This window comes from Hongsoonwoonella zoysiae (assembly GCF_013266695.1).
Classification (GTDB): Bacteria; Pseudomonadota; Alphaproteobacteria; order Rhizobiales; family Stappiaceae; genus Hongsoonwoonella; species Hongsoonwoonella zoysiae.
On the sequence record NZ_JABRXF010000003.1, the window covers coordinates 189,589 to 203,066 of the forward strand.

A 13,478-nucleotide genomic window follows, 5' to 3' on the forward strand; every position below is an offset into this window, starting at 1 on the left:
TGGCCACGGTGACCCGGGACCCGTTTTCCGATAATCGATAGGCATGATGACGAATCCGACCGTCGGCCGCCGCGAGATCGATATCGAAGCCCTTGCCGAAAAGATCCGGCAGGGCGACAGGGCATCCCTTGCCCGGGCCATCACCCTTGTGGAATCGCGCAAGGAAGCGCATCGGGCCAAGGCGCGCGAACTGCTGCAGTTGCTTCTGCCCGAAACGGGAAAGGCGCTCAGGGTCGGCATCACCGGCGTTCCGGGTGTGGGAAAATCGACCACGATCGACACGCTCGGCTCCAACCTGACGGCGGCGGGACACAGGATCGCGGTGCTGGCGGTCGATCCGTCCTCGACGCGCACGGGCGGTTCTATCCTTGGCGACAAGACCCGCATGGCGCGCCTTGCGGTCGATGAAAACGCCTTTATCCGCCCCTCTCCTTCTTCCGGCACGCTGGGCGGCGTGGCGGCCAAAACGCGCGAAACCATGCTTTTGTGCGAGGCTGCCGGCTTCGATGTGATCCTGGTTGAAACCGTCGGTATCGGCCAGTCGGAGACGACGGTCGCCGATATGGTGGACTTTTTCCTGGTACTCATGCTTCCCGGAGCCGGTGACGAGCTGCAGGGCATCAAGAAGGGTGTCCTGGAAATTGCCGACATGATCGCCGTCAACAAGGCGGAGGGCGAAGGGGAAACGCGCGCCCGCGCGGCCGTCGCGGATTATCGCGCGGCGCTGCACATCCTTGCGCCTCGCTCGCCCACATGGTCGCCCCCCGTGATAACCGTCTCCGGCCTTGCCAATCAGGGCCTCGACGAACTTTGGGAAAAGATCGAGCTTTACCGCGACAAGATGACTGCAAGCGGCGAATTGACGGAAAAGCGCGCGCGCCAGCAGGTCGCCTGGATGTGGACGATGCTGGAGGAACGCCTTCTCGAGGCGTTCCGCTCCCATCCGCAGGTCAAGGAACGGCTGGGTACGCTCGAAACGGCGGTTGCCAAGGGCGATCTCGCGGCGTCCATCGCGGTTGAAGAATTATCCGCGCTGTTCGGCCTCAAGAACTAGGCGCTGGTCTTTCCGGACAATTCGTCCTTGTGCTCCTTCATGAAGTGCCTGAGTACGGCCAGAAGGTCCTTGGCATGGGCCTTTTCGCCCCGTGCCAGCGCGTCGCGGATATCGTCCTCGATCATTTGCCTGATCTTCTCCGGCCCTTTTTTGCGGTGCAGGAGATATGTGCCGAGCGCTGCCGCCACAACCTCGGGAATGTGTTCATGCTCGGCCAGCGCCAGGATTTCGGCTTCGTCCAGGCCGCTCATGGCGATGCAGTCCTCGATGCTGATCATGGGCGTCCTCCCCGATTAAATCTCGCAGCGTAAGTTTAGCCGGCTCCGTGATCCCGACCATGACACGGATCAAGTGGGGCGGGGATATGTTTCGAAGTGGGACATCCAATCCGGCATGGCACTTGCGGTGAAGGAGCCGTGAGACCATTGCCGAGAGCCACATGCGCCACGACGACACATCGCACCCGCCGCAAGGCCCGAAGTTCACCCGCCGGGGATTGTTTCTTGGCGCGGCCACGCTTGCCGCTGCGAAGCCTGCTTCCGCCGCGACGAAGATCGCGGATCTGCGTGGCACCATTGACGGGGCGGAATTCGGCCTGAGGCCCGGCGCGACGGATGACCAGAGCGCGCTGATGCAGGCGGCGATCGACAAGGCAGCCGCGCGCGGCCGCGCGCTGTTCATTCCGGGCGGGCGCTACCCGGTCGCCAACCTCAATCTCCCCTCGGGCGCAAGGCTCGTCGGCCTGCCGGGGCAGACGCATTTCGTCTACCAGGGCGGCGGCGGGCATCTGATCTATTCGGAAAACAGCGAAAACGTCGGCGTTGAAGGTATTCATTTCGACGGCGCCAACAAGTCCTTGGGCGAATACACGCCGGGCCTGCTTCATTTTTCAAACGCCAGGCGTCTTTCCATTCAGGAATGCGATATTACGGGCAGCGTGAAGAACGGCATCGCGCTCGATCGCTCCTCGGGCCGGATTAGCGCGAACAACATCTCGGGAAGCGCCCACGGAGGCATTCGCTCCCTTGAGGCGAAGGGCCTGTCGATCATCGACAATGCCGTTACGGATTGCGCCAACGGCGGCATTCTGGTCTATCGCTGGCAGGAGGGCGAGGACGGAACGATCGTTTCCGGAAACCGGGTGGAGCGTATCGCCGCGCGAGAGGGCGGCACCGGACAATACGGCAACGGTATCAACGTGTTCCGCGCCCATGGGGTGATCGTCTCCAACAACCGCGTGGCCGATTGCGCATTTTCAGCGATCCGCTCCAACGCCGGATCGAACGTGACGATCCAGGCGAACTCATGCCTCAGGTCAGGCGAAACGGCGATTTATTCGGAATTCGGATTTCAGGGCGCGGTCATCTCCGACAATATCGTCGACGGCGCGACGATGGGAATATCCATCGCGAACTTCAAGGACGGCGGCAGGCTTGCGGTCTGTTCCGGCAACCTGATCCGCAACCTCAAGACTGAGGCCCCCTACCCGCAGGAAGTTCAGGGGTTCGGCATCGGCATCAGCGTGGAAGCGGACACGAGCGTGACCGGCAACGTCATCGAAAATGCCCCCCTGTTCGGCATTATGCTTGGCTGGGGGCCGTATTTGCGCGATGTCATCGCCAGCCAGAACGTGATCCGCGATTGCGGCACGGGCATTGCCGTTTCCGTTGTTGAGGAAGCCGGCTCCGCCATGATCATCGACAACATGATCGGCGGGGCGAAAAGCGGCGCGATCGTCGGTTACCGCTGGCGCGAGGCCGCAACGGGCGACCTCGCCGAAGAAGGAGCCGGGCGCTTCGCCAATCTCGACGTTCGCGGCAATCACGTGCGCGCCTGAACGTCTACATACGCCCCAGATATCCCGAAAACTCCGCCACCGGTTGGACAACGCCGGCATGCGTGCCTCGCCTGTCGCAAACCTCGGGGCGGAGAAGGCGCTCCAGCCCCTTGGCCTCCTCCTCATCCTGCTCCACGAGAGCGTCCACAATCGCCGCCATCATGACTTCCGAAGCGCGAGTCGTGCCGTCATCGCATTTCAGCGCGATGCCAAGGCCAAGCTCCGGGATCGAGGCGCAGAAAACGCCCTCCGCTCCGGTTTTCGCATAAATGCGATCCCCGAAAACCGTCATGATATTCGTGCAGAAACGCTCGGTTCCCGCCACCATGAATGGGTGATCGACACTGGCGTCATAAAGCGCCTCAGCCGCCTTCGCGCGGCCCGGCTCAAGCCCCTCGCCCGTTCCGAATTTCGCGAATGCATGAGCCAGATTCCGCAAAGGAACGGCGTAGGTCGGGATGGAGCAGCCGTCCAGCCCGCAAACGTCCTGACCGAGAACCGCCCCCGTCATGCTTTCCACCGCCGCCTTGATTTCAAGCTGAACCGGGTGTTCGGGCGCGACGTAGCCCTTTGTCGGCATGCCCATGACCTTGGCAAGCCCGAGAAACCCCGCGTGTTTGCCTGAACAGTTGTTGTGGATCGGGCATGGCGTTTCGTCGGCCCGGTGAAGGGTGGCGACATCTTCCATGCGCGCCGGCCACTGCGGGCCGCATTCCAGCGCGTCTTCGTCAAGCCCCGCCTTCATGAGCATGACCCGCGCGGCCTTCACATGGCGCTCTTCGCCATTGTGGGACGAACAGGCAAGCGCCAGTTCCGGCGCTTCGAAGCCCAGAGCTTCGGCCGCACCCGATTCCACGAGCGGCAGCGCCTGCAGCGCCTTGATGGCGGAGCGTGGATAGACGGGGCGCGCGATATCGCCGATGGAGGCGACGATCTTTCCGCTCGCGTCGACGATCGCGAAAGCCCCGCGATGCATGCTTTCCACGAGCGGCCCGCGCGTGACCTCCACCAGTACCGGATTGTCCATAAATGTCTCCAGATGCGCGTGAATCGCGCGTTTACACGACGGTTTTCCCGACCCATTCCGACAGTCGCTCAAGTGCGGCGTCGATTACCTCGTCACGCTTGCAAAAGCAGAAGCGTATGAAATCGGCCGGCGCATCGGCGATGTAGAAGGCAGATACCGGAACTGCAGCCACGCCTCCTTCCTCGACCATGCGCTTGCAAACCTCGACATCGCCGCCCGAAAGCTTAAGCGGGGTGATGTCGCAGGTCGCGAAATAGGTTCCCTCGCACGGAAGCACGCCGAAGCCGATTTCCTTGAGCCCCTTGACGATACGGTCTCGCTTATCCTGCATTTCTGCGGCAAGGCCGGTGAAATATCCGTCCTCCTTGCCGAGTCCGTAGGCAACGGCCTTCTGCAGGTTCGGCGGGGTGGTGAAGGTGACGAACTGATGCGCCTTGGCAATCGGATCGAGCAGCTTCGGGCTTGCCGTGATGTAACCGACCTTCCAGCCGGTGAGCGAAAACGTCTTGCCGGCCGAACCGATCTTCACCGACCGGTCGCGCATGCCGGGGTAGCTCATCAGCGGCCTGTGCCGCCGCCCGTCGAAAAGCAGGTGCTCGTAAACCTCGTCGCAGATCGCGAAGACGTCGTACTCCCGGCACATCGCAGCGATTTCGCAAAGTTCCTCGTCGGAAAAGACCTTTCCCGCCGGGTTCATCGGGTTGTTGAGGAGCACTGCCTTGGTATTCTCGGTAAAGGCGGCGCGGAAGACGGGGATGTCGAGGCGCCAATCGGGCGGGGTGACCCGCACCCGCACCGGAATGCCGCCGGCGCGCTTCACCAGCGGCAGGTAGCAATCGTACAAGGGCTCGATCAGGATCACTTCGTCGCCGGGCTCCAGCAGCGCCATCAGCGTATCGGCAAGCGCCTCCGTCGCGCCGGAGGTCACCATCACCTCGCTCGTCCAGTCGATATCGAGGTCGTAGAAGCGCTTTTCATGCTCGGCCACCGCACGGCGCAGGTCCGGCAGGCCCAGCATGGGAGGATACTGGTTGGGCCCGGCCATCAGCGCGTCGGCCGCCGCGCGGCGCACATCTTCCGGCCCGTCCACGTCCGGAAAGCCCTGGCCGAGGTTGATCGCGTCGGCTGCGATCGCCATCCGCGACATCGTCTCGAACACGGTCGTCGCCAGGCCGGTGAATACAGGATTGGTCGGCTTCATGCCCGCCGGTTTCCTCCGCCCTTTCACGCATTCTGAAAGCGTTCGTTCGTTCATCGCTTTGTAGTCGCTCGCAATCGCGCCGTCGAGAACGAAACACCCGAACTTGCCGATTGAATGACGCGCGGGCTCTTTCCCGCCAATCGCAGGAATTGTGACGCCGGTCACAGGGGGAATCGGATATTACGCATATGTTTGTTCTATCGAAACGAACAAACGAAACAGCACCGGCGAAGACCGGATCCGAAGGGGCGAAAGATGTCGGGAAAAACGGCGATTTCAGGTGCTGTTGCAAACCGTGGCCGTTACGGCGATCAAGGACGCGCCGGGCGCCCCGGCCAGCCCCGGTCCGGGATGGGGCATCACCTCGAGTGGGATCCTTGCCGCCGCCGCTGGATAACCAATCGCGAGCGCGTCTGCTACTGACGCATCGCCTTTACATCGGCCCGGTCTCGTTCGCCTCAACCTGCTCACGAACGGGCTTCGCGAAGCCGATCCGCAGACCCCCGGCAAGTTGCGTACCGCCGGGGGTCTGTGGTGTTTGCGCAAGCCATGCATCCGTTTTGCGGCAAGGCTTGCCTCACCAGCCGCTTCATTTCCGCCTGATCCCGTTCCCTCTCCCGTCGAGCATCCCCAGATCGCGTTTCAAGTGATCGGGCGCGCTGCGCGGGTCGATCATCGCCCGCCGCGGTTTGGCCTTGCCGCTCAATAATCTCCGCAATCGAGAGATCAGGCCGGGCGCCATCGTTTTCTTTTCCGCCAGATCGGACATGCGCGCACACTCATCCATCCATGGATGCCTTTGTTTGATGTACTGCACCTCATGTGCGCTAATATCTTCTTGTTTTCCAATCGAACGGCAGGCGTCTTGCATAAGGAGATTTTATTTATATGACTTCCTCTCCTCCTCCGCTCGCAGCCCTTCGTGCGTTCGAAGCCGCCGCGCGTCACCAAAGCTTCACCCGCGCGGGCGAGGAGCTGGGCATGACCCAGGCTGCGGTGAGCTATCAGATCAAGGTGCTTGAGGACCGGCTTGGCGCGCCGTTGTTCTTCCGCCGGCCAAGACAGGTCACGCTGACGGAGACCGGACAAAGGCTCGCTCCGGAAATTTCAAGGGCTTTCGCGATCCTTGCCGATGCATTCACCGAAGCGCGCGGCATCGTCGAGGGAACGCTCACCATAAGCACCATGCAGACATTCGCCGCGCATTGGCTGGTGCAAAGGCTGGGCGCCTTCCAGTTGCAGAATCCATCTCTTGCCGTGCGCCTTGACCCTTCAGCCGACTTGGTGGATTTTTCGCGCGACTCGGTGGATGTCGCCATCCGCTCCGGCAATGGCAAATGGCCGGGGCTGAAAGCCCATCTCATCATGAAGGCCGACTTCACGCCAATGCTGAGTCCTGAACTTGCCGAACGCCACGGCGGGGTGAATTCGCCTGAAGACCTGCTCCGTCTGCCGCTCCTGGACCCGAGCGATCCGTGGTGGCCGAAGTGGTTTGCCAAGGTCGGCATCAACGCGGAAGAGGAACTTTCGAGGCTTCGCGGCAGCTATTACACGGTCCAGACGCTCGAGGCGGGAGCCGCGATGGCCGGTGCTGGCGTCGCCATTCTCACCCCTGCGTTCTACAAGGCTGAACTTGCTTCGCGGCGCTTGCTACAACCCTTTGATCTCGTTGCCGAAGACGGGCGCGGCTATTGGCTCGTCTATCCGGAGAACCGCGGCAATTCGCCGAAGATCCGCGCTTTCCGCGATTGGATCCTTGCCGAGGAAGAGGCTTCAGCCGACTGAACTTCCCGGCCCAAGCCCAGCATCAGCCTCCGGAAATAACGCATAGTTCAACTATTGTTGACCCGACGTTGTTTCGCTTTCCGACCGTCACATTTGACGTCTATGAAGTGTCGAGACGCATGCCTGCCGGCCAGTGAAGGGCCGGGCGGGAATGGTGTGTTGCGAGAGCGAATATCGGTTCCCAGCGCCCCTGCGTCTCCGGCAAGGCGGTGCGTTAAGCCGGAACGCTTTCCGAAACGGACGACGAGACGGGAGCGAAAATCAATGGCAAGCCCCACCGCGATCAAGGCTGATGCCGCCGTGCAGGAATTCCCTGCCGAGCGGCTTTTCGAAACGCGCAAACAGAGCCTTAGGCTCACCGAGAACCTGTCGGACGCGGATCAGACCGTCCAGTCCATGGACGACGCAAGCCCCGCGAAGTGGCACCTTGCGCACACGACATGGTTTTTCGAGGCCTTCATCCTGCGCGACCACGCCCCCGGATATCGGCCTTTTTCCGAAGATTTCTTCTACCTCTTCAACTCCTATTACGAGAACGAAGGCGAGCGTCACCCGCGCCCTTTCCGGGGAATGGTCACCCGGCCGAGCGCTGCCGAAGTGCGTGACTACCGGGCCCATGTCGACGAAGCTCTGGAAAAGCTCGTCTCCACCGCTGACGACGATCTGACGGCAAGGCTCGCACCGCTCGTGGAACTTGGCATTCACCACGAACAGCAGCACCAGGAACTGCTGCTGACGGATATCCTGCATCTCTTCGCCCAGAACCCGCTTTATCCCTCCTATTCGGTGACCGAGCGCAAGATCGCACCGCATGAGGCGACCGGCGACACCTGGTCGTCCTTCGACGGTGGCATTCGCCGCATCGGCCATGAAGGTGCAGGCTTCTTCTACGACAACGAAGGCCCGGCGCATGATGCGCTGATCCGCCCGTTCCGTCTTGCCGACAGGCTGGTGACGAACCGCGAGTGGCTGGAGTTCATGGCCGACGGTGCTTATTCCATCGCCACCCTGTGGCTTTCCGACGGTTGGGCGACGATCAACCGCGAAGGCTGGCGCGCGCCGCTGTACTGGCGCGAACGAAAGGACGGATGGCATCAGATGTCGCTTTACGGCCTGCGCCCGGTAGACCCGGATGCTCCGGTCTGCCACATCAGCTACTACGAGGCGGAGGCATTCGCCCGCTGGGCCTGCAAGCGCCTGCCGACGGAAGCCGAATGGGAAGTCGCCGCCGAAGGCTTGAACCCGCGCGGCAACACGGTCGGCACGGGTGCGTTGCGCGCATTGCCGGCGGGCCATCCGCTTGGCGGCGAGCGCCAGATGTTCGGCGACGTTTGGGAGTGGACGGCGTCTTCCTACAGCCCCTACCCCGGCTTCAAGCCGGCGGAAGGTGCGGTCGGCGAATACAACGGTAAATTCATGATCAACCAGATGGTGCTGCGCGGCGGCTCCTGCGCGACGGCGGAAGGCCACATCCGCGCGACATATCGAAACTTCTTCTACCCCCATCACCGCTGGCAGTTCATGGGCCTGCGGCTTGCGGAGGATGCGTAGCCCATGTCCGTCGTCATGCTGAAAGACCGCGCGGAAGCTTTTGAGTCCATCGATGGCCTGCAGGAGGGCGGTTTTCGCGACGCCGTCCTGCGCGGCCTCGCCCTGCCGCAAAAGATGATCCCGAGCCGCTTCTTCTACGACGAGCGCGGCTCGGAGCTTTTCGAGGAAATCACCCGACTGGAAGTCTATTATCCGACCCGCTCGGAAATGGAGATCTTCGACAGGCACGGCGCTGATATGGGCGCCTATTTGCCCGAAGCGCGTGCCCTTGTCGAATTCGGATCGGGCTCGAGCCTCAAGATCCGGGCGATGCTCAAGGCGATGCCGCAATTGACGCACTACGCGCCGATCGACATTTCAGGCGAAATTCTGACCCGGGAGGCCGAAGCCCTTTCCGCCGATTTTCGCGGCCTCAAGGTCGTGCCGATCCACGCCGACTTCATGAGCCCGGTCGAACTGCCTCAGGAACTGAAGGATATCGGCAAGCTGGCCTTCTTCCCGGGCTCGACCATCGGCAATCTTGAACCTTACGAGGCGCTTGAATTCCTCACCCGCGTGCGCGAAACGGTCGGCACGGGCGGACACCTGCTGATCGGCGTCGACCGAAAGAAGGACACGGAAACGCTGGTCCGCGCCTATGACGACCCACAAGGCGTTACGGCGGCTTTCAACCTCAATCTGCTGACGCGCGCAAACCGCGAGCTCGATGCGAATTTCGATCTCCCCAGCTTCATCCATGAGGCGCGCTACAATGCGGATCGCGGGCGCATCGAGATGCATCTGAAAAGCCTGAAGGACCAGGCGGTTTCAATCGGCGACTGTCATTTCGAATTTACCGAGAACGAGACGATCCACACGGAAAACTCGTACAAATACACGCCCGAGGAATTCCGCCTGCTGGCAAGGGCAGCGCGCTTCGAGCCGCTCGCCACATGGACCGACACCAACGAGCGGTTCGGCGTCTATCTCCTTCGAAGCGAAGGATAGGAATATTGGCCCCGCTACTTGCCGCCAGCCGCGAGAGCGGGGTTTTCGTCTTCGAGAATACGCTTTACCTTCAACATTTCCTGCGGCGAATAGACAAAGCGCCAGCCTGACAGCTTGCCGTCGATCCAGCGGCGCTCCGCGCGCAACAACAGGCCATATTCAACGATATTAAGCTTCACGCTAAGCGAGATCGCCGGCAGGTCGTCGCAATGGATGCAACAGCCTGATACGCTGATGTTGACCATCCGCCCCTCGACGGGGCCCCGCATTGTCAGAATGATGACCCTTGCATCGCAAGGCACGCGCAACGCTTTCCTGCGTTCACGGCCGGCGTACTGACCCTTCAGGCTCGTTCGTATCCGGGTTATCGTCAAATTCCCGCCCTGAGATGCTTTTTGTCGCAGCGCACCGAAGGCAAATCACGAGTGACGGCCTCCGAATCTCAGGTATTAAAATATATTCCATTACGTGAATCTAGCGCTTATCTATTTTCACCTATGTATTTATTATTCCAAATTAATTTATTAATTTCGGATTATCGAATCTTATATAAGATATATTATTTTCTGCTACCGCCTCATCAGCACCTTTTAAGTGTATCTTTCAAAAAAACACCAAGCCAATGCCTGCACATTAGTCTTTTATTTTCAACATCATACTCCACCCGACGGTAGGACCACCCGCGCCTTTAGCCCCCTCTCCTCGCCGTTTTCCAGTTCAAGCGTGCCGCCATGCGCGTGAACGATCGAGCGTGCGATCGACAGCCCGAGCCCGATGCCGCCGGTCTCCTCGCTGCGCGATTCCTCCAGTCTGACAAAGGGCTCGAACACGTCCTTCAGCTTGTCGGCCGGAATTCCGGGGCCTTCGTCGGAAATTACGATGACAGCCGCTTGATCGCCCGCGGACAGCGAAATCCGCGCCTTCCCGCCGTAGCGCACGGCGTTGTCGACAAGGTTGCGAAGGGCGCGTCTCAGGCTATCCGGGCGACAAGTCAGCACGACACGACCGGCCGGCGGATCGAACGCCACATCCGCGCCCATGTCCCGGTAGTCCTCAGCCATCGCGTCGAGATATTCACCGAGATCCACCTTCGCGGGCGGTTCGCTGGCGGCTTCGTCACGGGCGAAAGCGAGGGTGGCCTCCGTCATCCGCTGCATCTCGTCGAGCGTGGCGACGATGCGCTCGCGGTTCTCTTCGTCCTCGATGAATTCCGCGCGGATCCTGAGCGAGGTGATCGGCGTCCTGAGATCGTGACTGATCGCCGCCAGCATCTTTGTCCGGTCCTTCACGAAGCGCGTCAGGCGTTCCTGCATGACGTTGAAGGCCGCCACCGTGCCCCTGACTTCGGACGGACCGGTTTCCGGCAGGCGCTCCACGTCCTCGCCGCGCCCCAGCCGGTCAGCCGCGCCCGCGAGGTCGCGCAGCGGACGCGTGAGCCTGCGCACGGTGAGCGCCACCGCGAAAACGATCGCCAGCGCCATGACGCCGATAGATGCCAGGACCGGCAGGAACGAGCGGCGCGGCAGCCTGAACCCGCCGGCAAGGTTCAGCCATTGCCCACCAGCCAATTCGACCGACGCATTGAGGCTCAGCGCCCCCCGCCAGTGGCGTTCCCCGGAAAACCAGCGCCGGCGCGCACGATCCGGCTCGCCACGTTCCACAGGCCCTTCGACGCGCGCATCATCGTGCTTTTCGTCATCTTCTTGCCGTTCGAACCGGTCATCGTCGCGACCTCGCGGCGGGCCCGACATCCTTACATGGGACACATTGGCGAATATCCGCCGGCCTTCGCCAAGCTCATCATGCATATAGCCCAGCAATTGCCGGTCGGCCCAGCCTTTGCCGCTTTCCCTGACCGCCGGAACATCCGATATCCAGTAGCGAAGGAACGGGCTGGAAACGGTTGCCGTGATCCTGTCATGAAGATCGATCGGGGTTACTTCCAGCAGCTCGACCAGCGAAGCCGTACGCTGGGCGGAACCGACGCGCGCCTGGGCGACGAGAGCGCCGTGTCGTTCGCCTGCGAAAATCCACAGGCTCACGAACTGCGAGACGACGAGAGCTGCCAACAGGAGTGCGATCAGCTGGCCGCCGAGGCTTTTCGGCCAGAACTTCATTGGCCCGCTTCCCTGACCTCTGCCGTGAAGGTATAGCCTCCGCCCCAAACGGTCTTGATCAGTTCGGGCGATTTCGGATCGCGCTCGATCTTGCGACGCAGGCGGCTGACCTGATTGTCGATCGACCTGTCGAAGATGTTTGGCGTACGCCCCGATGTGAGGTCGAGCAGCTGATCGCGCGAAAGCACCATTTGCGGGCGTTTGAGAAGGGCGACAAGGAGTTGATATTCGCCCGTCGACAAGGCAACGGAAACGCCATCTTCTCCGATGAGCTGGCGCCTTGACACGTCGAGCGTCCATCTGTCGAAGGCAAGCTTTCCAGCTTCGACCGGGTCCCGCTCCTTCGGCACGTGCGATGTACGCCGCAGCACGGCGCGGATACGGGCCAGAAGCTCACGCGGGTTGAACGGCTTGGTGACATAATCGTCAGCGCCGATTTCAAGCCCGACGACCCTGTCCGTGTCCTCCGCCATCGCCGTCAAGAGGATAACCGGTGTCGAACTTGCCTCCACCAGGTGCCGGCAGAGCGACAGCCCGTCCTCGCCCGGCATCATGATGTCGAGCACGACAAGGTCTATCACCGCCGCCTTCAGGACCTTGCGCGCCTGCGCAGCACTTTCCGCCGCCGTTGCCCGCATGCCGTTCTTGACGAGATAACGCGCCAGCGTTTCGCGAATGTCCCTGTGGTCGTCCACGACGAGGATATGCGGGTTCGGATCGCTCATTTGCGCCGGTTTGACTTCGGTTTCGTTTTATCCATTTGAGAGAAGTAATCGGACTCGGAGCCCTGATGGAAGGTAATTTGTATCAGGATGTATCAAGACCGCTTTTCAGCATGCTTTGCGACACAATCGCGCCCCTGAGGGCGAAGTTCTGCGACAAACGACACCTATCTCCAGTGTGGTGAGTTTGAAATACGCTCAGGAGAATTACGATGAAACGTTTCAAGACATTGTCGATCGCTCTTCTTACGACTGCCATGGTCGGCGCGGTTGCACTGCCCGCCGTCGCCGACCGGGGCGAAGGCCGGGGCTGGCGAGGCGACGGCCACCACGGCTGGCACCATCGCGGCGAGGGCCGCGGCGGGTGGCATCACGGCGGCCGGCATGGCGCGCGCTTCGGCGGGATGGAGCATGCCATGATGTTCATGGAACGCTTCGATACGAACTCGGACGGCAAGGTCACGCAGGAGGAAATCGATGCGGTCGTCACCGAGCGTTACGCCGTGGCCGATGGCAACGGCGACGGAGGCGTCGACCTGGATGAATTCAAGGCCGCCTACGCCGGGGAGTTCGCGCTGCGCAAGGTGCGCGCATTCCAGCGACTCGACCGAGATGGCGACGGAAACGTAACCGAAGCAGAATTCAACCGCAGCGTCGAACGCCGTTTCAGCCGTCTCGACCGCAATGATGACGACGTCCTCGAAAGGCGTCGCCGCCACGGCGCAGACGGAGAGCGAGGTGAACGGCGCGGGCGGCGCGGCGGCATGCACCTTGGCATGTTCGAGGAACTGGATACCGACGGCGATGGCACCATTTCGCGCGAGGAGTTCACCGCCGAAACCGCCGAGCGGTTTTCTTCAGCCGACAAGGACAACAACGGCTCCATTACTCTGGAGGAATTCGAAACCGTCTGGCTTGACCGTGCCGACAGGCGAATGGTGCGCGCCTTCCAGCACTTCGACCGCGATGGCGACCTCAAAATAAGCAAGGAGGAGGCCGGCCGTGTCTTCGGCTCCCTCGTCGCCCGGATGGACAGAAACGGCGACGGCGCGCTTTCCATCGCGGATCGGCCTCACGGCGGCGGGGGCGGACACCACCGCTGGGGCCGCGGTCAAGGCTACGGGCACCACTGGATGATGGACCGGAATGGCGACGATGCTCCCGGTGAAGAATCGGATGGCGACGACAACTAAACCA

Annotated in this window: 13 protein-coding genes; 6 read left to right on the forward strand and 7 right to left on the reverse strand. The window is 61.6% G+C overall.

Annotated elements, in window-relative coordinates; all coding sequences use genetic code 11:
* The first annotated feature begins 46 nt into the window (after positions 1–46).
* The gene (meaB, locus tag HPQ64_RS17295; RefSeq protein ID WP_172889883.1) at positions 47–1,054 is read left to right on the forward strand and encodes a methylmalonyl Co-A mutase-associated GTPase MeaB; all 1,008 of its coding nucleotides are present in this window, start codon (positions 47–49) and stop codon (positions 1,052–1,054) included.
* Here the strand turns inward: meaB and HPQ64_RS17300 are convergent.
* A complete protein-coding gene (locus HPQ64_RS17300; protein WP_172889885.1) occupies positions 1,051–1,332 on the reverse strand; it encodes a hypothetical protein in 282 nt (93 codons plus the stop codon). The two genes, meaB and HPQ64_RS17300, sit on opposite strands and share 4 nt — an antisense overlap.
* Before the next feature lie 161 nt (positions 1,333–1,493).
* On the opposite strand from HPQ64_RS17300, the gene HPQ64_RS17305 reads away from it, so the two are divergent.
* Positions 1,494–2,891 carry a TIGR03808 family TAT-translocated repetitive protein gene (locus tag HPQ64_RS17305; RefSeq protein WP_172889887.1) on the forward strand — a complete coding sequence of 466 codons (1,398 nt, stop codon included), beginning with the start codon at positions 1,494–1,496 and terminating at the stop codon, positions 2,889–2,891.
* 4 nt (positions 2,892–2,895) lie between these two features.
* Here the strand turns inward: HPQ64_RS17305 and HPQ64_RS17310 are convergent, their stop codons facing one another.
* The 3 genes from HPQ64_RS17310 to HPQ64_RS17320 all read right to left on the reverse strand — a co-directional run bounded on the left by HPQ64_RS17310 (position 2,896) and on the right by HPQ64_RS17320 (position 5,888).
* A complete protein-coding gene (locus HPQ64_RS17310) occupies positions 2,896–3,918 on the reverse strand; it encodes an asparaginase (protein WP_172889889.1) in 1,023 nt (340 codons plus the stop codon).
* Positions 3,919–3,949: 31 nt separating this feature from the next.
* Positions 3,950–5,119, reverse strand: a complete 1,170-nt coding sequence (locus HPQ64_RS17315) for an aminotransferase (protein ID WP_172889891.1) — start codon at positions 5,117–5,119, stop codon at positions 3,950–3,952.
* Positions 5,120–5,708: 589 nt separating this feature from the next.
* The gene (locus HPQ64_RS17320) at positions 5,709–5,888 is read right to left on the reverse strand and encodes a hypothetical protein (protein ID WP_172889893.1); all 180 of its coding nucleotides are present in this window, start codon (positions 5,886–5,888) and stop codon (positions 5,709–5,711) included.
* Between the two features lie 119 nt (positions 5,889–6,007).
* On the opposite strand from HPQ64_RS17320, the gene gcvA reads away from it, so the two are divergent.
* The 3 genes from gcvA (at position 6,008) to egtD (ending at position 9,442) form a co-directional block, all read left to right on the forward strand.
* The gene (gene gcvA, locus HPQ64_RS17325) at positions 6,008–6,904 is read left to right on the forward strand and encodes a transcriptional regulator GcvA (protein WP_172889895.1); all 897 of its coding nucleotides are present in this window, start codon (positions 6,008–6,010) and stop codon (positions 6,902–6,904) included.
* A 264-nt stretch (positions 6,905–7,168) separates the two neighbouring features.
* Positions 7,169–8,455 carry an ergothioneine biosynthesis protein EgtB gene (gene egtB, locus HPQ64_RS17330; RefSeq protein ID WP_172889897.1) on the forward strand — a complete coding sequence of 429 codons (1,287 nt, stop codon included), beginning with the start codon at positions 7,169–7,171 and terminating at the stop codon, positions 8,453–8,455.
* 3 nt (positions 8,456–8,458) lie between these two features.
* Complete coding sequence (gene egtD / locus HPQ64_RS17335; protein WP_246270777.1) at positions 8,459–9,442, forward strand: L-histidine N(alpha)-methyltransferase; 984 nt, start codon at positions 8,459–8,461, stop codon at positions 9,440–9,442.
* 14 nt (positions 9,443–9,456) lie between these two features.
* On the opposite strand, the gene HPQ64_RS17340 is transcribed toward egtD, so the two are convergent.
* From HPQ64_RS17340 to HPQ64_RS17350, 3 genes are all read right to left on the reverse strand, one after another.
* Positions 9,457–9,816 carry a PilZ domain-containing protein gene (locus tag HPQ64_RS17340; protein ID WP_172889899.1) on the reverse strand — a complete coding sequence of 120 codons (360 nt, stop codon included), beginning with the start codon at positions 9,814–9,816 and terminating at the stop codon, positions 9,457–9,459.
* 279 nt (positions 9,817–10,095) lie between these two features.
* Positions 10,096–11,559 (reverse strand): ATP-binding protein, encoded by a 1,464-nt coding sequence (locus HPQ64_RS17345; protein WP_172889901.1) that lies wholly within the window; start codon positions 11,557–11,559, stop codon positions 10,096–10,098.
* Entirely contained in the window at positions 11,556–12,284 is a 729-nt protein-coding gene (locus HPQ64_RS17350; RefSeq protein WP_172889902.1) for a response regulator, read from the reverse strand. The genes HPQ64_RS17345 and HPQ64_RS17350 overlap by 4 nt, the downstream gene beginning before the upstream one ends.
* Before the next feature lie 209 nt (positions 12,285–12,493).
* Between HPQ64_RS17350 and HPQ64_RS17355 the strand changes: the two genes are divergently transcribed.
* Complete coding sequence (locus HPQ64_RS17355; protein WP_172889903.1) at positions 12,494–13,474, forward strand: EF-hand domain-containing protein; 981 nt, start codon at positions 12,494–12,496, stop codon at positions 13,472–13,474.
* The last annotated feature ends 4 nt before the right edge of the window (positions 13,475–13,478 follow it).